30 protein-coding genes and 1 riboswitch are annotated in these 23,507 nt (G+C 45.0%); of the genes, 16 read left to right on the forward strand and 14 right to left on the reverse strand.

Annotated elements, in window-relative coordinates; all coding sequences use genetic code 11:
- Positions 1-102 precede the first annotated feature (102 nt).
- Entirely contained in the window at positions 103-696 is a 594-nt protein-coding gene (locus NL647_RS06675; protein ID WP_253649866.1) for a TetR/AcrR family transcriptional regulator, read from the forward strand.
- 59 nt (positions 697-755) lie between these two features.
- Positions 756-1,007, forward strand: coding sequence for a DUF6482 family protein (locus NL647_RS06680; protein WP_253649867.1), 252 nt, complete (start codon positions 756-758; stop codon positions 1,005-1,007).
- Between the two features lie 16 nt (positions 1,008-1,023).
- On the opposite strand, the gene NL647_RS06685 is transcribed toward NL647_RS06680, so the two are convergent.
- The 3 genes from NL647_RS06685 to NL647_RS06695 are packed head-to-tail and all read right to left on the reverse strand — an operon-like array spanning position 1,024 to position 3,809.
- The gene (locus NL647_RS06685) at positions 1,024-2,220 is read right to left on the reverse strand and encodes a multidrug effflux MFS transporter (RefSeq protein WP_047513985.1); all 1,197 of its coding nucleotides are present in this window, start codon (positions 2,218-2,220) and stop codon (positions 1,024-1,026) included.
- A gap of 4 nt (positions 2,221-2,224) precedes the next feature.
- Positions 2,225-2,932: a glutaredoxin 2 gene (gene grxB / locus NL647_RS06690; protein WP_253649868.1), complete on the reverse strand. Its 708-nt coding sequence runs from the start codon at positions 2,930-2,932 to the stop codon at positions 2,225-2,227.
- 13 nt (positions 2,933-2,945) lie between these two features.
- A complete protein-coding gene (locus NL647_RS06695) occupies positions 2,946-3,809 on the reverse strand; it encodes an MBL fold metallo-hydrolase (RefSeq protein ID WP_239924260.1) in 864 nt (287 codons plus the stop codon).
- A gap of 106 nt (positions 3,810-3,915) precedes the next feature.
- Here NL647_RS06695 and NL647_RS06700 point away from each other — a divergent pair, with 106 nt between their 5' ends.
- Together NL647_RS06700 and NL647_RS06705 are read left to right on the forward strand one after the other, a co-directional pair.
- Positions 3,916-4,818, forward strand: a complete 903-nt coding sequence (locus NL647_RS06700) for a LysR family transcriptional regulator (RefSeq protein WP_017818559.1) — start codon at positions 3,916-3,918, stop codon at positions 4,816-4,818.
- 98 nt (positions 4,819-4,916) lie between these two features.
- The gene (locus NL647_RS06705; RefSeq protein WP_049537950.1) at positions 4,917-5,342 is read left to right on the forward strand and encodes a universal stress protein; all 426 of its coding nucleotides are present in this window, start codon (positions 4,917-4,919) and stop codon (positions 5,340-5,342) included.
- A gap of 65 nt (positions 5,343-5,407) precedes the next feature.
- Here the strand turns inward: NL647_RS06705 and NL647_RS06710 are convergent, their stop codons facing one another.
- The 3 genes from NL647_RS06710 to NL647_RS06720 all read right to left on the reverse strand — a co-directional run bounded on the left by NL647_RS06710 (position 5,408) and on the right by NL647_RS06720 (position 7,243).
- Positions 5,408-5,626, reverse strand: coding sequence for a hypothetical protein (locus tag NL647_RS06710; protein ID WP_009697073.1), 219 nt, complete (start codon positions 5,624-5,626; stop codon positions 5,408-5,410).
- A 119-nt stretch (positions 5,627-5,745) separates the two neighbouring features.
- Positions 5,746-6,498, reverse strand: a complete 753-nt coding sequence (locus NL647_RS06715) for a DeoR/GlpR family DNA-binding transcription regulator (RefSeq protein WP_009697072.1) — start codon at positions 6,496-6,498, stop codon at positions 5,746-5,748.
- Entirely contained in the window at positions 6,491-7,243 is a 753-nt protein-coding gene (locus NL647_RS06720) for a glycerophosphoryl diester phosphodiesterase (protein ID WP_009697071.1), read from the reverse strand. Before NL647_RS06720 ends, NL647_RS06715 begins: the two co-directional genes overlap by 8 nt.
- Before the next feature lie 230 nt (positions 7,244-7,473).
- Between NL647_RS06720 and ugpB the strand changes: the two genes are divergently transcribed.
- From ugpB to NL647_RS27120, 8 genes are all read left to right on the forward strand, one after another.
- Positions 7,474-8,781 carry a sn-glycerol-3-phosphate ABC transporter substrate-binding protein UgpB gene (ugpB, locus tag NL647_RS06725; protein WP_253649869.1) on the forward strand — a complete coding sequence of 436 codons (1,308 nt, stop codon included), beginning with the start codon at positions 7,474-7,476 and terminating at the stop codon, positions 8,779-8,781.
- Between the two features lie 127 nt (positions 8,782-8,908).
- A complete protein-coding gene (gene ugpA, locus NL647_RS06730; protein WP_253649870.1) occupies positions 8,909-9,790 on the forward strand; it encodes a sn-glycerol-3-phosphate ABC transporter permease UgpA in 882 nt (293 codons plus the stop codon).
- Complete coding sequence (gene ugpE / locus NL647_RS06735; RefSeq protein ID WP_038897840.1) at positions 9,790-10,638, forward strand: sn-glycerol-3-phosphate ABC transporter permease UgpE; 849 nt, start codon at positions 9,790-9,792, stop codon at positions 10,636-10,638. The genes ugpA and ugpE overlap by 1 nt, the downstream gene beginning before the upstream one ends.
- The gene (locus tag NL647_RS06740; protein ID WP_253649871.1) at positions 10,639-11,796 is read left to right on the forward strand and encodes a sn-glycerol-3-phosphate import ATP-binding protein UgpC; all 1,158 of its coding nucleotides are present in this window, start codon (positions 10,639-10,641) and stop codon (positions 11,794-11,796) included.
- On the forward strand, positions 11,789-12,598 hold the full coding sequence (locus tag NL647_RS06745; RefSeq protein ID WP_253649872.1) for an HAD-IIB family hydrolase: 810 nt from the start codon (positions 11,789-11,791) through the stop codon (positions 12,596-12,598). Before NL647_RS06740 ends, NL647_RS06745 begins: the two co-directional genes overlap by 8 nt.
- A 475-nt stretch (positions 12,599-13,073) precedes the next feature.
- Positions 13,074-13,409 (forward strand): hypothetical protein, encoded by a 336-nt coding sequence (locus NL647_RS06750; protein ID WP_005452650.1) that lies wholly within the window; start codon positions 13,074-13,076, stop codon positions 13,407-13,409.
- A gap of 88 nt (positions 13,410-13,497) precedes the next feature.
- Entirely contained in the window at positions 13,498-13,626 is a 129-nt protein-coding gene (locus NL647_RS27115) for a hypothetical protein (protein WP_005426337.1), read from the forward strand.
- The gene (locus NL647_RS27120; protein WP_005452653.1) at positions 13,626-13,754 is read left to right on the forward strand and encodes a hypothetical protein; all 129 of its coding nucleotides are present in this window, start codon (positions 13,626-13,628) and stop codon (positions 13,752-13,754) included. The genes NL647_RS27115 and NL647_RS27120 overlap by 1 nt, the downstream gene beginning before the upstream one ends.
- Before the next feature lie 76 nt (positions 13,755-13,830).
- Here NL647_RS27120 and NL647_RS06755 read toward each other — a convergent pair whose 3' ends face one another.
- From NL647_RS06755 to NL647_RS06785, 7 genes are all read right to left on the reverse strand, one after another.
- A complete protein-coding gene (locus NL647_RS06755) occupies positions 13,831-14,247 on the reverse strand; it encodes a MarR family winged helix-turn-helix transcriptional regulator (RefSeq protein ID WP_009697065.1) in 417 nt (138 codons plus the stop codon).
- The gene (dmeF, locus tag NL647_RS06760) at positions 14,247-15,161 is read right to left on the reverse strand and encodes a CDF family Co(II)/Ni(II) efflux transporter DmeF (RefSeq protein ID WP_005452657.1); all 915 of its coding nucleotides are present in this window, start codon (positions 15,159-15,161) and stop codon (positions 14,247-14,249) included. The genes NL647_RS06755 and dmeF overlap by 1 nt, the downstream gene beginning before the upstream one ends.
- A 223-nt stretch (positions 15,162-15,384) precedes the next feature.
- Positions 15,385-15,948, reverse strand: coding sequence for an HD domain-containing protein (locus NL647_RS06765; protein ID WP_283314236.1), 564 nt, complete (start codon positions 15,946-15,948; stop codon positions 15,385-15,387).
- 146 nt (positions 15,949-16,094) lie between these two features.
- Entirely contained in the window at positions 16,095-17,096 is a 1,002-nt protein-coding gene (locus tag NL647_RS06770; protein ID WP_253649874.1) for a GTP-binding protein, read from the reverse strand.
- Positions 17,086-17,646, reverse strand: coding sequence for a carbonate dehydratase (locus tag NL647_RS06775; RefSeq protein WP_005426373.1), 561 nt, complete (start codon positions 17,644-17,646; stop codon positions 17,086-17,088). Before NL647_RS06775 ends, NL647_RS06770 begins: the two co-directional genes overlap by 11 nt.
- 148 nt (positions 17,647-17,794) lie before the next feature.
- On the reverse strand, positions 17,795-19,129 hold the full coding sequence (locus NL647_RS06780) for a dihydroorotase (protein ID WP_253649875.1): 1,335 nt from the start codon (positions 19,127-19,129) through the stop codon (positions 17,795-17,797).
- A gap of 101 nt (positions 19,130-19,230) precedes the next feature.
- A complete protein-coding gene (locus tag NL647_RS06785; RefSeq protein ID WP_253649876.1) occupies positions 19,231-19,689 on the reverse strand; it encodes a Fur family transcriptional regulator in 459 nt (152 codons plus the stop codon).
- Between the two features lie 178 nt (positions 19,690-19,867).
- Between NL647_RS06785 and NL647_RS06790 the strand changes: the two genes are divergently transcribed.
- Complete coding sequence (locus NL647_RS06790) at positions 19,868-20,716, forward strand: patatin family protein (RefSeq protein ID WP_005452674.1); 849 nt, start codon at positions 19,868-19,870, stop codon at positions 20,714-20,716.
- A gap of 211 nt (positions 20,717-20,927) precedes the next feature.
- On the opposite strand, the gene NL647_RS06795 is transcribed toward NL647_RS06790, so the two are convergent.
- Positions 20,928-21,776: a pirin family protein gene (locus tag NL647_RS06795; RefSeq protein WP_005452677.1), complete on the reverse strand. Its 849-nt coding sequence runs from the start codon at positions 21,774-21,776 to the stop codon at positions 20,928-20,930.
- Between the two features lie 323 nt (positions 21,777-22,099).
- On the opposite strand from NL647_RS06795, the gene NL647_RS06800 reads away from it, so the two are divergent.
- The 3 genes from NL647_RS06800 to NL647_RS06810 all read left to right on the forward strand — a co-directional run bounded on the left by NL647_RS06800 (position 22,100) and on the right by NL647_RS06810 (position 23,033).
- A complete protein-coding gene (locus NL647_RS06800) occupies positions 22,100-22,312 on the forward strand; it encodes a cold-shock protein (protein ID WP_005452678.1) in 213 nt (70 codons plus the stop codon).
- 308 nt (positions 22,313-22,620) lie between these two features.
- Positions 22,621-22,830, forward strand: a complete 210-nt coding sequence (locus NL647_RS06805; protein WP_005452681.1) for a hypothetical protein — start codon at positions 22,621-22,623, stop codon at positions 22,828-22,830.
- A 62-nt stretch (positions 22,831-22,892) separates the two neighbouring features.
- Positions 22,893-23,033 carry a hypothetical protein gene (locus NL647_RS06810; protein WP_005452683.1) on the forward strand — a complete coding sequence of 47 codons (141 nt, stop codon included), beginning with the start codon at positions 22,893-22,895 and terminating at the stop codon, positions 23,031-23,033.
- 343 nt (positions 23,034-23,376) lie between these two features.
- Positions 23,377-23,476, forward strand: a riboswitch (purine riboswitch).
- Positions 23,477-23,507 lie beyond the last annotated feature (31 nt).

Raw genomic sequence — 23,507 nt, forward strand, 5'->3', positions numbered from 1 at the left:
CAAAAAATAAATCATACTCGTAAGTATGATTTTCTAATTTCGGAGTTGTGTCAACAAAAATCATACCGTATAGTATGATTATCAAATCAAGAGAATCTGAGCATGAGCAAGATCGAGCAAAACCGAGAGAAGAAACGCCGAGCTATTTTGGAAGCCGCGAAAGAGAACTTTTTGTCCGAGGGATATGTGTTAGCGAACATGGATAAAATCTCCGCCCAAGCAGGCATGACAAAGCAAACCGTGTATCGCTACTTCCCATCTAAAGCAGTGCTATTTGAAGCAACATTGCGCCAGATAGGTGAAAACATGGATGGTGGCTTCATTACTCACCTACAAAAGAATGATCTGCGAGAAGCGCTGAACTCATTTGGTGAACACTTTGTTTCTTTCCACCTTTCTGATGAGCACTTGGCGACCTTCCGCTTGTTGATTGCAGAAAGCGCCAAAGCGCCTGAGATCACGACGATCTTCCGCGAAGTCGGTCCGGACGATACCGATGCTAAGCTCACTCAGTTCTTCCAAGATCGTTTCGATATTAAGGAACCAGAAACACAGATTCGCCTCTGGACAGGCATGCTACTGTCGATTCGCTCTGGCGTTTTAATGGGAATGGAAAAGCCAACGCAAGCTGAGATAAAGGAACACGTGCAAGAGGTGACTGAGTTCTTGTTGGCAGCAATCGAGCATCAGAAGTGAACTAAAATCCATCGCTCGCCGTAATAGCCAAAGAGTGAAAACACCAATGGGAAACGGCTATGAATCTTTTGATTGAATCGGTCGAGGGTGGTATCTACCTCGCTTACAATGTAGAAAACCATACAAAGTCATTGATATTGAACGAGCACAAAAGCCCGCTCAAATTTGCCAGCCTTTGCGAGGCAAGGAACCATTTTCGAGGAGAAGGATACTCCTCTGCAAAACTGGTTCACCTCAACGCATCCGATGAGATGTGTGGAGAAAGAATACGCTGTGACATGCCATTAGAGATTGAATTGAGCTGGTATTAACACCAGCTCTTAGCTATCAGACCTGAGCTTTGCCTACAGCGATTTGGCGCTTCCTCATCATCAAGACCATGGTTGACAACAGTGACATCATATACACTATTGCCAGCGCAGTTGTGCCATCCACATTCAACGCGCTCGCTATAGCGACGAGGACTGCACCTCCCATCATTCTCAAAAAGCCATCAATGGAAGAAGCTAAACCAGCACAATACTGAAATGGTTCCAACGCCATGGAAGTCGCTGCGCCAGCCAACAAGCTAAATCCGCCGCTCGCCATTCCTGCCATCAGGAAAAATCCACCAACTTCACCTTCGGGCATTAATACCAAGCCTATTCCTGCCATTGCAACCATGATCGTGCCGGTTAATACCGTATCAATACGTCCCAACCTGTTCATCACTTTAGGTGCAATCACACTAAATAGGATTTGAGAACCGCCAATCAAGCCAAACATCATAGAGAACTCGACTTGGCTTAAACCTCCTTGCTGCATTGCCACTACTGGAGCGACAGAAACATAAGTTAAAAGCCCACCAAAACTCAACAGGTTTGCCAATGCAAACACCTGGAAGTTCTTATTACTTAGAATGTCTTTGATATTGCAACGCAATGCCACCGTGTTCTCGATATCAACCGACACCTTAACTGGCTTTGGGCTGTCAAATCCGACGGTCGCTAACACCATAAGTAACAGTGCCAACCCTGCCATCATATAGAAGCCACCAGCCCATCCCCAAGCCATGGCTAAACCACTACCAATCAATGGCGCGATGGTTGGAATCGCACTAGTAACACCGCCGATGTAACTCAACAGCCTTCCTGCATCATTTCCTTGGTAATTGTCTCGTACCCACGCCATAGCGGTGATCATGGTAAAGGAAGCCCCAATGCCCTGCATTCCTCTCGCGATATATAGTACTTCCATATTCGGTGACAATGACGCAAGAATACTGCCCATCGCGTAAACCAACGTACCAAGCACAGCCGAAAACCGACGACCAAATCGGTCTGAGATTGGCCCAGCTAATAACTGGCTCACCCCCAGAGCAAGAATATAGATAGAGATGGTTTGGCGCATATCACCATCGCTAGCACCAAACACATCCATCATCTGAGGAATGGACGGCAAATACACGTCAATAGCAAGAGGTCCAAGTGGTACTAAAGCGAAAACAACAATCAGTGGCAAAAGCCTATTACCTGCCTTCTCCATGCCCCTACCTCACCGTGCGATCAGCATAAACTTGAGCAAAGAGTGCCACTTGAGTTCGCTGTGAAATGATCTCTAAATAATCGCGCATTATCTGAGGTATCGAAAGCTCACCGATCATAGTTAGATTTCTCAGCTCCGAAAACAGCGCGATGTCATCAATCGTCAGATCTCGTGTTGTGTTTACAACAGACATCATATCAACCTCAGGCACCATCTTGAGCAGTGCGCCCTCAAGTTGAGGTAAGTAATCTTCGGTCGTGCTCAGCAACTCAGCTAAAGAAGCACCTAAATACTCTTCTCTAGAGTGAACAAATAATGCCATTGCCGACTCCGTGCTGAGTTCAGGGAGCCCAAGCAATGGCATGCGCGGATAACACAGCTTGGCAGTATATGGCTTCAAATCATCCAACATATCCTGAACGATGGTCGATAGTGTATAGCGACTAAAATAAGGCTCGACGTTAAGGGAACTAGGAAGTTGGTCCAAAAAAGCAAAAATATCGAGACTCTCCGTCATAAGCTCTGTTTGCTTTTCCGCAGCAGAAGTGAGCTGCAAAATAGGAACGGTAAACTTTTCTAGTTTCGCTGCGACGGATGGTTCGAGCTCTCCCAATGGGAATGTTGTGACCTTAACATCTAGATTCTTCAACCCAATTAATGCTTTAACTCGCGTACAGTAAGGACAGCTATCAAACGTATGTAATGTCATCATTTTCCTGTCCCTCCTAGTTTCCATGCCAGATGGAATAAGCCATACGCTCTACATGAGCAGGAAGGTTTTTTTCATAGCCTACCCAATGTTCGAACTCTGGTAGCTTCACTGAATGCTTGAGTTCTTCTGGAGTCTTACCAGCTTGCAAACCACTCCAAACCGCATCAAACAGCGCTTTGTTAAATTGATAATCTTCTTCAAATGCTTCGGCTGATGAGACAGGCATATGACCACTAATGACAGTGTCAAATGCTAATTCATTCCGCGCACGTTCAAAGGTATTCAAAATGCTTACGTAGTTATGCGTATTCAAACGGTGTGGTTCATTAACCATACCCGGCAAATGCCAATCAACGGCGAGTAGGACTTTGTCTTTCGGCATATGAATGATGCTCATGCAATCCCCATCATTAGGACCGTAGTAATGCAAATCGACTTGTTTGCCACCTAAACTCACGCTCATGGTGTCATCATATGTTTGATCTGGTTGAACAACGCGATTCTCTAAGTCTCGACTTAAAAGCTCAACACACTTTTCTTGAGAGATGAACTCTGCTCCCTGCTCTTTAAAGATCTGACCACCGCGAGAGTGGTCAAAATGGTCATGTGAATAAATCACTTTTTTGACTGGTTGCTTGGTTAGCTTGCTAATTTCTTGCATCATTTGCTTGGATCGCGCTTCACCGGACGGGTCCGTCACAATCACCCCTTCAGGCGTTACAACGACTAAGCTGTTATAGAAATACTGCGAGTATTGATAAACACCATCTTTCAACTCAATCATCACTGGTTTGGTTGGGTCAAATTGCACCGCTTCAGCCGCTACCGTTGAGCTCATCAAAAGCCCGCCAATCATAGCTTGGTAAATCATCTTCATAGGACACCTTTTGTCTTACTTGTCTTTGGTGTTGCTAAAGATAATTTGTATACTTTAATGAAACAATTGAGTAAAAAGTAACTTCATAACATACAAAAAGTATCGAATGGACAAATACAAAAACATGCAACTGCTCTGCACCGTGGTAGAGAAAGGCAGTTTCGCAAAAGCAGCAAAAGCATTAGGTGTTACACCCGCGATTGTCGGGCGACATATTGCAGCCATGGAAAGCGAGTTAGGGTTTGTACTTCTTAATCGCACAACTCGGAGCATGCAACTGACCCCAGGAGGCAGAGCCTATTACGAGGGGTCACGTGCGATTCTTGAAAACATAGAGCAGTTAGAAGACTCTTTAACTAGCGCCCACCAACTGAATCCAACCGGATTAATCAGACTTTCAGCCCCAGATGCAATGGGACCTTTTCTGATGAAAGCGATTAAGGCATTTCGCCAAACCTATCAGCACATCCGCTTTGATTTGGTGTTGTCCAATAGTCACGTAAACCTGATTGAAGAAGAGATTGACCTAACTATCCGTCTCTCATATGACTTACAGGATTCTTCCTATATTGCAACGAAACTAGGCAGTTCTAGCTTTGGATTGTACGCAGCACCAAGCTATATCCTTGAACACGGGCAGCCAAATCACTACAAAGAGTTAGAGCAGCATGATTGCTTACACATGGGGCGCTCGCGTTACGGTGATAACTGGGTGCTGCAGGTAGAAGGTAAGAGCATCACCTATCGCCAACCATGGGCGGCAGTCATTTCCGATACCCATACTCTAATCGCCGCCATGGTAGATGGCATGGGAATCTCTATGATGCCGAGTTTGTTTGTGCACAAAGAACTAAAACAAAATACTCTTGTTGAAATCAAAGGTGTTGCTGAATTCCCGCTGGTCAATATTTACGGAATGTATCCTACACGTAAGCATGTGCCCTACCGTTTATCTTTGTTCTTAAATCACTTAAAAGCATGGTTTCCAAAACATTTGCAACAAGCATAATTTGCCAAAACTTTGAGCTATTTCGGGATCTTATCAACACATTTTTTGTTAAAGGCGTACTATGCTATTGGTAGTGTATTCCACAAGAGGGCGTGGTTATGAAATACAAACATATCCTAGTCGCACTGGAACTGTCTGATGAGAGTACTGTGTTGATTGACCGAGCGGTATCTATGGCGAGTTATCTCGATGCCGAGATTTCTTTTATTCATATCGATGGTACTCATGGCGAAATTTATCGTGAGCTTGTCGATATTAAAGCAAACCCAGACCAAAGACCGTTGAATGAACATTCAATGGAGTGCTTGAAGTCCTTTAGCGATTACATGGAGCAACCATTGAAGCACTTCTTCGTAGGCACTGGTGATTTAGCGGACAAACTGGAAGTGACTATCAAAGAACAAGAAGTTGATCTGCTGATTTGTGGTCACCATCAAGACTTCTGGAGCAAGATCATTTCTTACTCAAGACATCTGATCAACAAGTCTCCGGTTGATATTCTAGTTGTACCAATTCACGAATAGCGTGAATGAACCATCCCAAAAGCCGCCAACGATGGGCGGCTTTTTTGTGTTTCTTGTTGGCTCAATTAAGGATCTATTTCACCAATCGAATACAGCACCAACTCTTGTGGGTTATTCCCTTCCCCTAACGAGTGAATGTCTTCCCCTTCTTGTTTAAGCTCGTTAATCAGTTTGAGCGCTTTATCTTGCTTCACACCAATAATGGTCGGCATTTCAGAGGCCGAGACACCAAAACGCGTTGCAATAAGCAAGTTTTTCACTTTGGTTTTATCCGATTCAAACATGACATGACCTCTTTAATTTCAATTATCTAAGCATAGCGAATCGCGATGAGAAAGCACCATGCCAACTTGAATAGATAACGGATTTTCCTAAGGGCTAGACAAACAAGGAAAGTAAAAGCTTAGTTACTGAAAACGCGATCAAAATAACTGAGTGGTGCCACCTTGGTATTGGCCCTTCGTTGCCACTTACTGCTGTTTGCCACCAGCCACTTTTGTTCTGAATTGGCTAAAATCGCTTGGCTCACTTTGGCTTCTCGCAACTCATGTTCCATCGCAAAAGCATGAGTATCCCCTTTAGTGCTACCAAGATTAATCTGCGCGGAATGAAGTTCGGCGATTTCGGTTACACCTGCGCAACCGATAATGCCAATATCTGCGGAAAACTGAGCGAAAAAGTGCTCCGCCGCACCATCTACTACATCGCGGTCATTGGTACGAATACGCCCACCCGGAATCCAAGTTTCAATGTTCTCAAAATGAGAAAGAATGTGCGCCGCTTCGAAGTTATTCGTCACCACGCGAAGCTCACTGTGGTGGACTAAACGCTCTGCAATCAATGCGATGGTAGTACCGATACCCAAAAACAAAGTCGCGCCGTTCGGGATGGCTTTGACCACTTCATCTGCAATGATCTGCTTTTCTTGTTGATTGGTGACTTGGCGAGAAGCATAGCTGCGATTACTCAAGGTAGCAGGCAATCCGACACCACCATGATGGCGTCGGGTCAGTCCTAATTGGCAAAGCTGATTAATGTCACGTCGAATGGTTTGCGTCGTGACTTCGAAGCGCTGAGCAAGTTCTTCTATCGCACAATATTCTTGCTGATGAACCAGTTCAATGATGCTTTGCTGACGGACGTTGAGGTTATTCATTCAATGCTGCTTCTCGTCTGACTGCAGTCGCTTCAACTTTATAACTCTGTGGTGTGTCTGTGATCATCATGTCCACACCCCACAGCCAATGCGCTTCAACTAATTGAGGGAAGTTCGGTGTATAACAAAATAGTTGGTAGCCAAACTGCTTGATTTGCTTAGCCTGCGATTCGGTCAGGAAACGGTAATCACAATGCACGCTGTAAGCATCAATGTGTTGTAGCACGATAGCAAAATCATCAGGAATCTCTTGCCACAACTGTCCTCTTCTCACTTCTGGCAGATAGTTTCTCATCGTCACCAAAGCTTCCGTATTAAAGCTAGAAAACAGAATCATGTCCGTATCCACATCCAAGCGCTCAATTACCTGTGCCACCTTTTCACACAACAAATCAATTTCATCGCCTGAGTAGATCTTCAATTCAATATTGAGCTTCACGCCAGCCTTTGCGGTGAGTTCAAGCGTCTCTTCTAAGCTCGGGATATGCTCGCCAGCGAAGTCATCACCGAACCATAAGCCAGCATCAAGTAACCTTAGCTCGTGCCAAGTCAGCTCTTTCACTTTACCGCGACCATTTGTGCAGCGGTTTACGGTTTTGTCATGGATAACCACAGGGATGTTGTCTGCGCAGAGTTGAACGTCAATTTCAATCCATTCACAGCCAAACTCAATAGCGCGTTGCATTGCCGATAAGGTGTTTTCTGGAGCCAAACTGGATAAGCCACGGTGTGCCGTTATTGTCATTTTTTATTCCGTCTTTTTCATTTGTTTTCAAATGAACTATCTCAGCCCTCAATGACGGTTTAATTACAAAATCGTGACGAAAATAATGCTCAAATAAGTTCATTTTTCTGTAACTAGAACGTCATTTGGCTCATTTAATGTTCATTTGAATTTTTTGAAGCGGATTCATTATCAAAATGAAAACCTGCAAGGGAACAACCTGTTCAAATCATCTATGAAAAGGAATCATTATGGCTATTAAACACCTCGCCGGACTTGCAATTGCAGCGGCATTCATCAGCACGCAAGCACAAGCAAAAACAGAGGTTGAGTGGTGGCACGCAATGGGTGGCGCACTAGGTAAAAAGGTCAACGAAATTGCCGCAGACTTTAACGCAAGCCAATCAGAATACGAGATCAAGCCAGTTTACAAAGGCAGCTACGCAGAAACCATGACCAGTGCAATCGCCGCATTCAGAGCGAAAGAGCAACCAGCTATCGTGCAAGTGTTCGAAGTGGGCACGGCGACCATGATGGGGGCAGATAAAGCGATTTATCCCGTTTATCAATTGATGAAAGACACCAAAGAGTCGTTTAATCCAGATGATTATCTTGCGGCAGTAACGGGTTACTACACCACCAATGAAGGCAACATGCTTTCACTGCCATTCAACAGCTCCACTCCTGTGCTTTATTACAACAAAGACATGTTTAAGAAGGCAGGCGTAGCAAATCCACCTAAGACGTGGAAAGAGATGGAAGAAGTGTCTCGTAAACTACTGGCGTCTGGTGCGAAATGTGGTTTCAGCACAACCTGGCAATCATGGACTCAAATCGAAAACTTTGGTGCGCGTAGCAACGTTCCTGTTGCCAATAACAACAACGGCTTTGCTGGCTTAGACACAAAATTCAAGTTCAATGACTCAGCGTTCGTACATCATATCGAACAGATGGGTAAATGGTCGAAAGAAGGCATCTTTAAGTACGGTGGTCGTCAGTCTGATGGTATGCCACTGTTTTACACCCAAGAGTGTGCAATGACCATGGGCTCTTCCGCAGGTCTGGCGGGCATCAAAGAGAACATGAAAGGCATTGATATCGGCGTAGCACAATTGCCATACAATTCAGAGCTAGTATCTAAGCCACAAAACACCATTATCGGAGGAGCCTCTCTTTGGGTGCTTCGTGGTCACTCAAGCGAAGAATACAAAGGCGTGGCGAAGTTTTTCTCTTACCTTTCAAGCCCTGAAGTTCAAGCAGATTGGCACCAATTCACTGGTTACTTACCAATCACTAAAGCGGCTTATGAGCTAACGAAAGAGCAAGGCTTCTACACTAAGAACCCAGGCACCGACACAGCCGTTCTGCAAATGACATCGACAAAGCCAACGGAAAACTCGAAAGGTATTCGCTTTGGTAACTTCCTGCAAACTCGCGGCATCATCAACGAAGAACTGGAAGCGGTTTGGGCAGGTAAAGCAACGGCACAAGCTGCGCTAAATAATGCGGTTCGTCGTGGTGACGAGCAGCTACGTCGCTTTGAGCGCACACAGAAATAACGAACCTTAATAACGAACAATGATGCACCGAGTCTTATTCCAGTAGGTACTCAGAGAAGCACTCTCCCCGCCCATCATGGGTGGGGAATTCGTTTACACACCTTGCCTGTTTTATTTTGGTATTTGTATGTCCTCACCTGTTGTTTTTAAACACAAATGGCTTCCGGTTGCGCTGATTGCGCCTCAGTTGGTGATCACCTTGGTGTTCTTCATCTGGCCGGCAGGACAAGCCATTTTCCAATCTTCACAACTTGAAGATGCTTTCGGTATGAGCCGTGAGTTTGTGGGTTTAGAGAACTTTGAAACGCTCTTCCATGATCCACTTTACCTAGATTCGTTAATGACCACGCTGCAATTTAGCATCAGTGTTGCGGTGCTTGCTCTGGTCAGTGCGCTGATCCTTTCCGCTTTTGCCGAGCAAATCATCCGTGGCGCGACCATGTATCGCACTTTCTTGATTTGGCCTTATGCGGTGGCTCCGGTTGCCGCAGGTTCACTATGGCTATTTCTATTCGATCCAACCATCGGTGTGATGACCGAACTGTTGAATCTGTTTGGCGTAGACTGGAATCCAACGCTCAATGGCACCCATGCTATGTGGATGGTGATCATCACCTCGACATGGAAGCAAATCAGCTACAACTTTCTGTTCTTCCTTGCGGCGCTTCAATCAGTACCCAAGTCTCTGCACGAAGCCGCGGCCATTGACGGCAGTGGTCCAATCAAACGCTTTATCACCATTAGCTTCCCGCTGATTTCACCAACCAGTTTCTTTTTGTTGGTCGTGAACTTCGTTTACGCGTTCTTCGATACCTTCGCCATCATCCATGCGATGACACAAGGCGGTCCGAGTAACAGCACTTCCACCTTGGTTTATAAAGTCTATAACGATGGTTTTATTGGTCTGGACTTAGGCTCATCAGCAGCGCAATCCGTCATCCTGATGATCTTGGTGGCTTCCCTAACCGTGATTCAATTTAAGTATGTTGAGAAGAAGGTGGCGTACTAATGGTAGAAAGAAGACCGTTTTTTAATCTGTTTTGTCATGTCATTTTAATTCTTGGCATTATTTCGATTGCGCTTCCCGTTTGGATTGCGATCGTAGCAACCACACATGAGAACAGCGCGTTCGCTACTGGTACACCGTTGTGGTTTGGCGATTTGGGCTTTAGCGTTTTCACTGACTTGTTGAGTAACGACACCCAATACAACAACAATACATTGCCGATTGGTAGCATGTTGCTGAACTCATTCATCATGGCAATGTGCATTACCATCGGCAAGTTAAGCATTTCCATCCTGTCAGCGTATGCAGTGGTGTTCTTCCGTTTTCCGGGACGAATGCTGGCGTTCTGGATGATCTTCTTCACGCTGATGTTACCAGTAGAAGTGCGCATCATGCCGACATTTGAGGTGATTACGAACCTCAACATGCTGAACTCATTTTACGGCTTAACCATTCCATTGATCGCCAGTGCAACGGCTACTTTCTTGTTCCGTCAGTTCTTCTTAACGGTGCCGAATGAGTTAGTGGAAGCAGCACGAATTGATGGCGCAGGACCAATCAAGTTCTTCTTCGATATCTTGTTGCCTCTATCGCGCACCAACATCGCTGCACTATTCGTCATCACCTTCATTTACGGCTGGAACCAATATTTGTGGCCGCTTTTGATCACCACAGACGTGCAGTACTACACCATCGTGATGGGCATTAAGCAGATGCTTGGAGTGGTTGATGGCGTGATCGAATGGAACAAAATTATGGCCACCACTATTATCGCCATGTTGCCACCCGTGATTGTGGTAATTGCAATGCAAAAAGCCTTTGTTAAAGGTCTGGTAGATTCGGAGAAATAAATGTCCACATTAACTCTTTCTAATATCGCTAAATGTTATCCGAACGGCTATCAGGCGATCCAAAAACTTAATCTCAATATCTGCGACGGCGAAATGGTCGTGTTGGTTGGCCCGAGTGGCTGCGGTAAATCCACCTTACTTCGTATGGTTGCAGGGCTAGAGGAAATCAGCTCAGGAGAGCTTAAGATCGACACCACAACCGTCAACGATCTCGAACCTGGCGAGCGAGACATTGCCATGGTATTCCAGAACTACGCCTTGTACCCACACATGACGGTGTACAACAACATGGCTTACGGTCTGCGCAACCGCAGAACACCGAAAGCGGAAATCGAACGATTGGTTCACGAAGCGGCAAAGATGCTGGAGTTGGATCACCTACTCGACCGCAAACCAGGGCAGCTTTCTGGAGGACAACGTCAACGTGTGGCGATGGGGCGCGCAATTGTACGTGAACCAAAGGTGTTTCTGTTCGACGAGCCACTGTCCAATCTAGACGCCAAACTGCGCGTTCAAATGCGTTTAGAAATCAAGAAGCTTCAGCGTCGCCTCGGGACGACATCGGTTTACGTTACCCACGACCAAGTTGAAGCAATGACGCTGGCGGACAAACTTGTTGTTTTGAACAAAGGTAACGTCGAACAAGTTGGCACACCGCTAGAGATATACGACAACCCTGCATCTTTGTTCGTCGCGACCTTTATTGGTTCACCATCCATGAACATCTTAGATGGCAATGTTAGCGTTGACGGCATCACTATCGGTGACGCGCTGCTTCCTGTCTCCACAACAAACTTGGATCTTGGCGAAATAAAGCTAGGACTTCGTCCAGAGCATTTACAAATCAGCCAAGATAACCCATGGTTGCAAGTAGAAGTCGAATTGATTGAATCGCTCGGTGCCGATCTGTTGCTTTACTGCCGCACAGAAGGTGGTGACTCACAAAAGCTTGTTGTTCGTGTTGAGGGACATACGCCAATTCAAATTGGCGACAAGCTTGGTCTAGACATAAAGCCAAAACATGTCCACCTATTTGATGCCAACACAGAAAAGCGTATCGAGAGTACACTGGCTTCCGCGGTATCACTGCAAGGCGTCAGTGACGAAGCACAAGCAATCAACCCTAGAGTAAACAAGCAAGGAGTGGTGAATGCCTAACCCGTTATCAGAGCTCAAGTTAAAGAGCCTGAAACAGATCGAATGGCTGCTAACCGACGTGGATGACACGTTGACTTGGCAAGGCAAACTGCCACCTGAAACACTCATTGCGTTAGCCGAGCTAGAGCGTGTGGGCGTAAAAGTGGTCGCAGTAACAGGCGCATGTGCCGGTTGGTGTGACCAAATGGCAAAGATGTGGTCACTGCATGGGGTGATTGGTGAAAATGGCGCGTTTTGGATGAGAAAAGACGCGGCAGGATTCCACACCACCTTTGCTCGCCCAGCCGAAGCAATGCGAAAAGAACAACGCGCATTACAAGAAAGTATTACCGGCATTTTGGCAGGCTATCCCAATGTCGAGTTCAGCCAAGATCAGAGTTTTCGCTACTGTGACGTTGCGGTGAACATAGCGCAAGATAGAGCGCCTGTTTCCCCTTCCACGACAATGGAAATTCTTAACCATATTATGAATTTGAATGTGGAGTCTAATCCCGTCAATGCAACATTGAGTTCGATTCACATCAATGCTTGGGTCGGTAGTCACAACAAGCGTACAAGTGGTGAAGCGTACATTAGGCAGTTCAATAACGGCGAATTACCGAGCTTAGAGCGCATCACGTATGTGGGAGATTCACTCAATGATGAAGGCATGTTTGAGTGGTTGCCAATGACCTTTGGCGTGAACAACATTCGCCCTTTATTGGCGAAACTGAACCATCAACCTAACTATGTCACACAAGAGAACGGCGGCTACGGGTTTGCTCAATTGGCAAGCTTGATCGTTCAAGCAAAAAGCCTGTAATTCAACAGCATGTCCATTCGCCCTTCCGCTTTTCTTAAGTCGGTGAATGGACATTATTTTTGTCTCTGATACATAAAATCTCTATTTATCATTCGCAATTATCGTTTTGTTATCTACCAAAAACGCTCAAAAAACTCTCGTTACTAATTTGCTCTCAATCCCTTGCTATATATGGCGTTTTTTCATTTCGTACTACTTACCATGCTCAGAACGAAGCAATCCGCAACAAAAATTGATTGTTGTCCTAACTAATTATTTTTGTTTGTCGCATTCAAAAGCAGCCCATATTATCCGCAGCACAAGGGATGACATTCCTTACGCTCTTTAACAATCAAATGCCGTACTTCTTCATCTGACAACTTTCCTACTGATGTAAAAATTCCCTTTTGATTCCCATTTTCAAATTTTTACAACCACTGCGCAGAGCATTTAAAGCTGTGTTCTGCATTACAGTCTATTCATGTAGGAAATCATCGTGGATAAATATCAAGCTGCATACGCTAAGCGCCTAGAAAAACTGAAGGGCAATCGTTCGCCAAAAACTATTGCACGTATTTCGGCGTGGGATGCATTTTTTAACAAAGAATACGAGATGCAAGATCTAGAGTCTCAAATGGCAGACTCTGCTCGTCATCACTATGAGCAATCTGACGTTAAAAATGAAATCAGCTTTGGTTCATTCAAACGCGCATTCTATAAAGAATCGATCGTGATTTATGACCTAACCGATGGCGCTTCAATTCAGAAAGTGTTCACACCGTTACTTGTGCTAACAACAGCATGGGTACTGTTCGTGTGTTTTACCCAGTAATTGAATAACCGAATTAAATAAGCAATAGATAAACTATTGGCAGAGTGTTTATTACCTTTGTTCAATACAAACAGTTGAGAGTTTAAGGATGAAAGGAAGAAACATTGCGGCATTTGCCATTGTGGTGGCAGCATTTGCGTTTGGTTATGGCTTTAAATCCTATCAAGAAGCAAATGGTGTCATTTACCCTACCTTTAAGAAGGAGTTTAATCTCTGATGCCTAAGATTACCCTTCTGCTACTCGCAACGACTGTCGGTATTGGCGTTACCGGTGCTGCATTCTGTGTTGGCATTACGTATGCGTTCACACAACTGCCAATCGAACAAATTCTATCGAGCTTATAAAAAAGTAGAGCATTTCGGTGCTCTACTTTTTTGCTGTTTGAGACTCAATATTTGAGTTGAGAAACGAAAAGCGTAATCAGAACTCTTTATTCATCTTCTGTAAGCAAGCAAACAAGATCGCTTGATGTTCAGGCTCGATATTGCGCGTTAAGTCTTGAACCAAATCTAAATGCAGCTGATTGTGATGACGGTGAATCTCTTCACCCGCTGGCGTAAGCTTTACTACGATAGCGCGACGATCTTCTGGATGCGGACAGCGCTCAATAAGCTCCGCTTTCACCAGTTTCTCAATTTGAACCGTTAACGTGCCTGTCGTAATCCCAAGCTTTTCCGCCAGTTCTTTCATACGCAACGCACCATGCCCACCCAGTACTTCAATCGTGTGGATTTGAGCTAGTGAGTAACCCGTGCCTTTTACTACAGATTGCTCCCAAGAAGACATTTTGTCATAGAACTCGGTAAGCGTTTGATTCAGCTTTTCTAATTCGCGCATCACTCAGTCGTTTGAACTTCCAAAGTTAGGTGGTGAATCTTATCAAATTTACTCAATAATTGCTTAAATTCATCCAGCGTTTTGTTGCTATGATTTTTAAGCGCGATAGCCGCAGAATAATGATGACCACTCACCTTCCAGATGTGTAAATCAACAATCTCGGCATAAGGAGTAAGTGTTTCAGTAATCTCATCTCGGTATGACTTGTTGATGCTCTCATCCAACAAGACTGGTGCGGTTTGTTTCATTAAACCCAAGGTCCACTTACCAATCACAACAGCACCAACAATCCCCATCATGGCATCTAACCAAACCCAGCCGTAAAACTTACCGACAATCAACGCGACAATCGCAAGTAGAGAGGTCAGCGTATCCGCTAACACGTGGAAGTACGCAGCAGTTAGGTTGTGGTCGTGATGATGTTCGTGCTCATGATCGTGAGAATGGTGATCATGATGGTCATGCCCATGATGATGGTGATCTTGCAGAAGCAGCATGCTCGCAAGGTTCACCACTAAACCAATCACCGCCACCATAATAGCTTCGTTAAACTGAATGCTTTCTGGGTTGAAGAGACGATGAATCGACTCGACCATCATCATCAATGCCACAATCCCCAACGCAATGGCACTGGTAAAACCGCCGAGCACACTCACCTTACCCGTACCAAATGAGAAGCGGTCATTATGGGCATTTTGTTTCGCGTAGCGGTAAGCAAACAAGGTGATACAAAATGCCGCTGCGTGTGTACCCATATGCCAACCATCCGCTAACAATGCCATTGAACCAAACATGGTCCCGGCAGCAATCTCCACCACCATGGTGGTCACGGTTAGGATCAATACGTAGAGCGTGCGTTTTTCACCCTTTTGGTTGTGAGAAACGAAATCATGTGAATGTTGCGATACAGCCATTGCGACACTTACCTTCCAATTTTAGTTTGATTATCAAATTATTTGATTTCAATTTAGTTTGACCATCAAACAATGTCAACCTAGGAAGGGAATTTGATCAAAGGGAAGTTTTAAAAAGAGTCTTACTCAGTATAAAAAACACAAACGAGCTAAAGCACTTAGGTTCACTAGAGAAGCCTAAGTGCTTTTGCTGAAAGTGATGTTTTTAAGTTGAGAAAGAGAACTAGCGTTCAGCTAATCGACGGGTATCTTCATCGATGATCGCTCGAAGCGCTTTGGTCAGATCATCAAAGTCCGTCTGCTTTTTGCCGTATTCCAGATTAAAGGCGTAATTGAAATCGGTAGGGTTATCGCCTTGAGTGTGCTGCAGAATGGTTTCCAATTTATCCAACGCTTTGGTGAGTCGAGCTTCTGCGGTAGTAGCACTGTCGTATTCCAACCATAGCTCCAGCAGATCCTTTTGCAGAGAAGCGTCTAACGGAGCGATGAGTTGCTTCAAATCCGCCAGTTCTAGTGCGCTTTTATCCAGCCCATCGTGTTGCGCCAACGCCGAAATGTCACCGCTGACCGCTTCTGCCAAGTCATGAACAACACAGAGTTTTAGCACTTTCAAGCTATCCAAATGTGGATAATGTTCTGCTACCAGCATGGCAAGTAAGCATAATCGCCACGTGTGCTCAGCAGTACTTTCATGGCGACCAGAAGACGTCCACGCGGTGCGTAAAGTGTTTTTGAGCTGCTCAGCCTCGCGCAAAAAAGTAAGAATGCCAGGTAGCTTGTCGATCATATCAGTGCTCATGTTTCAATGTTTTCAAGAAGAGTAACGGATCGGGCTGAATCGGAAAAGCACAAACGACAGGGAGAAAACAGGAAGTGATTAGAAACATAGAAGAAGACTCAGACACTCATATTGAGAATGCCTGAGCCTATAGATCACGCCAATTCGCAAGAAAGCAGTTTGGCTTCAAAGTGCTCATCAATGCAGTCTGCAATCAGTTCAATTCGGCTTTCAGCACAGTCATCCAACTCCACTTCCTGTAGCCCATCTGGCGTTAGGTTGTAGCCATAAATGCCATCACCAGTAATAAACACCGCTTTCATGCGCTCCACTTCCAGCTCAACCAACAGAGGAATCAGCTTGCGGCGATCGAACACTTTCTCAGGTGAAAAGCGCCAACCGACACTCTGGAAACCTTCGCCTGAATTGGTCGCTTTGAGCATACCACTCTCAGGCATTGGCATGTCTGAAGCCAAAGGCTTGTCACTCGCATGATGGTGGGGATGCGGGGGATGTTCATGAATGGTGGTCTCACCTTCAAATTCGGTAAACGGAATCACACCATGCTGAGCAAAAACCACTTTGGTATTTGGGCGCCCAACTTGCGCCACGTAAGCTTCTAGCTTCTGGGTGTCTCCCTCTTGATACAAATCGAGCTTGTTACCCACCACTGTATCGGCAATCGCAATTTGTTGGTTGAACGTGTCATGTTGTGTATAGCGCTCATCCGCAAGCTTACGCGCGTCGACCAAAGTGATGTTCTTTTGTAGCGAAAGCACTTGGCGATAATGATCTGTCGACAACACTTGCAGCACTTCTTTCGGGTGGCCAAGCCCAGTAGGCTCAATCAGCAGACGGTCTGGCTTTGCTTCATTAAGCAGTTGGTTTAAGGCGATTTGCATTGGCAACCCCGCCGCGCAGCACATGCAGCCGCCGGGTACTTCGCGAATAAACACTTGTTGCTCTTCGCTTTGTTGCCCCTGAACCAAGCTACCATCAACGCCGATTTCACCAAACTCATTCACTAATACCGCCCAGCGCTCGTTCTCTGGCTTATTCGCCATTAAATTCAAAATCGCTGAGGTCTTTCCTACACCAAGAAACCCCGTAATGATGTTGGTAGGAACACCAAGTATGGGTTGGCTCTCAGAGCTCATTGGCAATTCTCCTGTAACCTTGCACCAGTTCGTGGTTTGCTGAAACCACAGACTCTGAAAACGCCGAGTACTCAGGTGGCACTTTCGAGATGCTATTCAAATCAAAGTCAGCACCAATATTCGTCATTGGCGGAACATGGAAATTCTCTGGCAAGTCTAGACCATCTACCACACAGTTATGGCGAATAACACAACCCTTCCCAATCACAGCATTAAACACCACCGAGTTAAAACCAATGAACACATCATCGCTAACTTCACACGGACCATGAATAATTGATCGGTGTGCAATGGAAGAGCGCTCACCAATGGTCACGGCAGCGCCTGCCTTTGAGTGAATGACCACGCCATCTTGAATGTTGGTATCGCGCTTGATGACAATGGCTTCCATATCGCCTTGCTCGTTCACCTCATCAGCACGAATCACCGCGTAAGGACCAATAAAAACGTTATCTTCAATGATCACTTTGCCACAGATGATTGCTGTCGGGTCGATGAAGGCTGTTTCCGACACTTCGGGCATGTGACCTGTGGGATTTCTTCTTAACATATTGATTTCTCTTTATTTGGTGCCTCAAAGACACTCAAGCTACGACAACTATACTTCTACAAATAAAGCTCGAGGAAAGCGGATAAATGTAAGCTTTCGAAAATAAACTGAGCTTTCAAATAATCTAAGTTTTTGAAAAACGCGAGTCTTAGCGATCAAATACCAATCGCATAGCATGTGCTGCCTGCTCATTGACTTGTTGGTCGACATACACCAACCCACCGTTGACCCAAGTTTTCTTGATTTGTGAGGAGAACTGATGGCCAGCAAAAGGCGACCAACCACAGTGGTACAAGCTATTGTCATTGGTGACTAAGGTCGGCATTTTTGTATCCACCAGCACCAAATCAGCGAAATACCCTTCACGGATAAAGCCACGTTGCTCAATACCGTAGCGGATGGCTGGGTTATGTGCCGTCTTTTGAACCACTTGCTCCATCGTCATATGTCCGCGAGCGACTTGATCAAATAAAGACAATAGTGCGTGCTGTACCAAAGGTAACCCCGCTGGCGCTTGTTCGTAAGGCACCTGTTTTTCTTCCCATGTGTGGGGGGCGTGGTCTGTCGCGATAATGTCAATTTGACCTGTATTAAGTGCTTTTAGAATAGCCTCACGGTCACTTGGGTATTTCACCGCTGGGTTACATTTGATTTGGTTACCACGCTCTGCGTAATCTTCATTACTAAACCACAGGTGATGAACGCAAGCTTCAGCGGTAATGTTTTTGTTCTCGATTGGACCTGCATCAAACAGTGCTAACTCTTTTGCCGTTGTAATGTGCAGAACATGCAACTGACTGTTGTACTTCTTAGCCAGTTCTACCGCATAAGAAGAGGACGCATAGCACGCTTCGTCATCACGCAGTATCGGATGATCTTCAATGGTGAATTCCGACTTCTCTTTGAGTAGTCGCTGTTTGTTTTGCGCAATCACAGGTCCACTTTCACAGTGCGTTACGATGAGCACTGGTGAATCACGGAAAATTTCCTCCAAGGCTTGAGGTGCTTCCACCAACAAATCCCCCGTCGAAGCCCCCATAAACACTTTCACGCCACAATGTCTCTTTGGATCAAGCTGTTTGATTTGCTCAAGGTTGTCTTCGGTCGCACCAAGATAGAAAGAGTAGTTCGCGAGGGAACTCTGCTCGGCAATGGAGAATTTGCTTTCTAACGCTTCGATGGTCGTCGTGGCAGGGTTTACGTTCGGCATTTCCATATAGCTTGTGATACCACCTGCAACCGCTGCACGGGATTCTGTTGCAATCGAACCTTTGTGCGTTAAACCCGGCTCACGAAAGTGTACTTGGTCGTCTATCATACCGGGGATTAGATAACACCCTTTAGCATCAATCACCGTGTCTTCCGGTTTTGAGGCGATATCGGTCGAGATAGCTTCAATTCGCTGATCGACAATTCGTAAATCGGTCTCGGTAATGGTTCCTTCGTTGACGACAAGGGCGTTTTTAATCAGTGTTGCAGGCATAGCGGTTCAGAACTCCTTGCTGATGATGCTAATAATGGGAAAGGATAAACGTCGTAAAGTGGCAGTGATAAAGACGACAATAAGTGGACATTCAAAAACACTTACTGGGATTTCGCACAGTCATCACAAACACAATTGATCTCTAGTTGAGGGCTGACAACGGTGAAGCCTTCTTCTTTTGCATGGGATTGCAGACCGTGAATCAAGCTTGGGTCGATGGCTTGCTCGCTAATTTTGTTGCATTTGGAGCAGATGAGAAATTGAGGAACGCCATGTTCGTGCTCGCAGAGGATATGGGAGCAGACGATGTATTTATTAGAAACTTTAAGCTTGTGAGCCAAGTGCTCACCTTCAAGAAAATCCAAGATTCGATACACCGACATTGCCTGAATATTTTGTTCAAAATGGGCTTTGCAATAATCCACCAACTCATAAGCTGACAAGGCTCTATCGGCATGGACCAACGCTTTCAACACCAGTTTTCTCTTGGAAGTTAATTGCTTTCCTTGAGCGTTAAAGCTCACCTCTACATGCTTAATAATGGCGTCAATATCGCTCATTTTCACCTCACACAAGACACACGCTACCTTATAATAATTTTGATTATTGTTATGTTATAACATAAAAAACAGATTCATCAAGGTAAGGTCAAAGTGAACGCGACTTGGGTATACGCATTAGATCCGTTACTCTAATTAGTTCGTATCCAAATCAGAATAATCGAAACGGATGGCTAGGATGGAACATGTTGGTTCTCGAGCGTTGATTGTAGAAGGCGGCGCGATGCGTGGGGTGTTCTCCTGCGGCATACTCGATCACTTTATGGCACAAGATTTCTCCCCTTTTGACAGCTTTTGGGGTGTCTCGGCGGGCGCAAGTAACTTAGCGGCTTACCTTGCTAAAATGCCGGGCAGAAACCTCAAAATCTATCTCGACTACAGTCTACGAAAAGAATTTATCTCCCCCACTCAACTCGTACGTGGTGGCGATATGATGGATTTAGATTGGATGTGGGACGTCACGCTTAAAGAGTTGGGCATTGATCGAGCCGTACTTTCTGCCGATCCTCGACCATTCTTTTTAGGTGTCACACGACAAGACAACGGACAACCAGAATACCTAACACCTTCCGTAGAAATGTTGGCGGAAACCATGAAAGCCAGCAGCGCCTTACCAATCATGTACCGCAATGGTGTGCCATTAGATGGCGTAAGGTATGTGGATGGTGGTGTAGCGGATGCAATCCCTATTGCCGAAGCCATCAAACGCGGTGCAACCAAAATCATGGTGCTACGAAGCCGCCCTGCCAGCTATCGCAAATCCAAGCCTAAGTTTGAGAAGCTAACTTCACGTTTACTGAAAGATCATCCAGCGTTAATCGAGCCAATGCTCACGCGCCATATTCGTTACAACCAGAGTCTGGAACTGATAGAGAACCCGCCAGTTGGCGTTGAGATCATCCAAATCTGTCCACCAGAAGGCTTTAAGTTAAAGCGTTTAAGCCGCTCGCCAGAACCTTTACGTCAAGCTTATGAGCTGGGTGTGGAATGTGGTCCACAAGCCATTGAACGCTGGGAGCAAAGCTAAACAGAGCACAAAAAAGCTCACTGCCCTCGTGAAAGACAAAAAAAGCCACACCCAGTTGGTGTGGCTGATGCAAATTCGATGGCAGTGGATATCGTCTTTGCTTGCGTATGAGCCCAATAAACGGACTCCAAATCACTTAGTGTTTTTCTCTCGAACTGTAACTCCAAGAGTTGGCGTCAAGACTTGGTGCCAAGCAACGGTATTGGGTGCCTTAATAAGTTTCAAATACACCAGAATTGTAGTCTTGAATCGCTTGTTCAATTTCGTCGATGCTGTTCATCACAAATGGACCATAATGCACAACAGGTTCATTAATCGGTTCGCCAATAAAGAGCAGTACTCCGCTAGCGTCATTGGCTTGCAGCTCTACCCACTCACCTTGCGAAAGCAGTGCCATCTCACCTTGCATGACCACGCGCTCGCCCACCTTAATACTTCCTTTATAAGCATAGGTCATCATATTGTGATGTTTCGGTGTCATTAATGTCATTGTCGCACCTGGATGCGATTGCCAATCAGCAACCGTCACTGGTACACCCGTTTTACTTAGCGGTCCTTTGACAACCTCATCGCCGATGCTTAACTCGCCAGAAATAACACGAACCAAACCATGGGACTCTGCGCGATGTTCGGTAATAGTTTCCGGTTGGAAGTCGTGATATTGCGCCGGAGACATCTTGTCTCGTGCAGGTTGGTTAATCCAAATTTGGAAACCGTGCAGCTCGCCGTCTTCCATGATTGGCATTTCACTGTGAATCACACCACGACCAGCAGCCATCCATTGCGCACCGCCAGAACGAAGCTCACCAATGTTGTCCATATGGTCCCGATGTTGGAAATGACCGGTGAGCATATAAGTTAGTGTTTCAATGCCCCGATGTGGATGTGGAGGGAAACCACCCACATAATCTGCACGTTGGTCTGATTTAAGCTCATCGACCATCAAGAATGGTGAAAAGCTTGTGTTATTGAATCCGGCTACGCGACGAATTTTAACCCCATCACCATCTGCGGTTGCATGCGATGGAATGATCTGACGAATCTCTCTCACTGTGCTCATAATATTGCCTCCCTTATTGGTATGGACTCATTGTAGGAAGGGGGATGCCAAATCATGAGGGGATGAAATTGTTCTACTCCATCAGTTTTTTCGAACGAAAAGAATTTGAAAAATAAATGTAGCTATTTTTTAAACACCCTGTATAGTGGCGGCTGGCTCTAGAAAAGAGCTGTTAATGCTACATTTAGTTTAAGTTCCCTCTCAGTAACACCCTGAATCCTTGATTCAGACTCCTGCGTAAAACTTCCTCTTGATTGCACATTCAATAGCTTAAAAAAGATCCATCACAATTCGTATATTATTGTTTAATTTCAGAGGTTTTTATGTCTGGTAAAGTAACTGGTTCAGTAAAATGGTTTAACGAAACTAAAGGCTTTGGTTTCCTAACTCAAGACAACGGCGGTCAAGATGTATTCGTACACTTCAACGCAATCGTTGCTGACGGTTTCAAAACTTTGACTGAAGGTCAGAAAGTAAGCTTCAATGTAGAAGAAGGTAAAAAAGGTCCTCAAGCGACTGAAGTTACTCCTCTATAAGATAGCTTTTCTTGGTGCAGCATTTCCTCGCTGCACCAAACTCTCTCCCCCTTCAAAAAATTCCTCAAACTTAATATTTAGCAATTAAATTTTGCTTGGTTTTCTGCTGCCTAAAATATACCCAAGTAACCTCGAGATGCTAAGTTCAGCGAGAATGACTTGGTTTGTAGACGCGGCGGATACGATAGCCATCGTTGGTATTTCACTTACTTAAAATTAGGAAAAATTATGTCTAGAAGAACAGGTCGTCAAAGACACTGGTACCAATTATTGAATAAAGAAAAGATCACCAAAAAACAGGAGAATAAATGATAGAGATTGAATTCCGTTTAAAACAACCCGACATCTCTTGGAACGCCAAAATTCATCAACTCAATAGTGATATTTTAAGGCGCCATATATTACCAAAACTCCAATCTGCTTGTTATCTCATTGATTTTAAATACTGTGAGAAAACCTACTCCGGAGACATTCTGTGTGACTCAGGTTCAAAGCTAGGAAGTTTTATTATTAAATAAATCAATTTTCGTGCATTAATGAATAATGCGGATATTTAGGAAGAATTTCCAAAGGAAAAATCATGGCAAAGAAAAGCAAGAAGCAAATTGAGCAAGAAAAGAAAGAGTCCGAACAAAACGCCGCAGCGATTAAACAACAAACGCGCCGCCGAATTGAGGACATCATGGAGCAAAGAGAATTTGATAAAATGTTCGAACTATAAATACATTCCATTTCCTTTTCTCTACTCTTCTCAATCTAAAATATCGACGTGCAAGGTATCGCCACCCCTCTTCTCAGTTCACAATGAGCAACGCACATTAAACTCGATATGACTCCCAATGTTTCTCGCATGGTGTGGTTCAGTATTAGCCACTGAATATTCGACGCTCAGCAAGGTGTGTGCTGACAACGAAGCCATCATGCGATGAATCACAGCCTCGATACAGATCTCCATCGCTCAATTAAACCAACACTTTTTTGCCTTTCCGTTCTCCGTTCTCCGTTCTCCGTTCTCCACAAATAACAATTTCATCAACGACTCTAGCCAAGCTTCAATTTTTGCGTATAATCGCAACCGTTTGCTTCGTATAACCCCAATGATATGGTTTGGGGGTCTCTACCAGCTCCCGCAAAGTGCTGATTACGAAGAGTCGAGATCACTGTGGATCTTACTCTTTGTAATGGCGTTCGATTT

The organism is Vibrio sp. Y29_XK_CS5 (assembly GCF_024181835.1).
Classification (GTDB): domain Bacteria; phylum Pseudomonadota; class Gammaproteobacteria; order Enterobacterales; family Vibrionaceae; genus Vibrio; species Vibrio harveyi.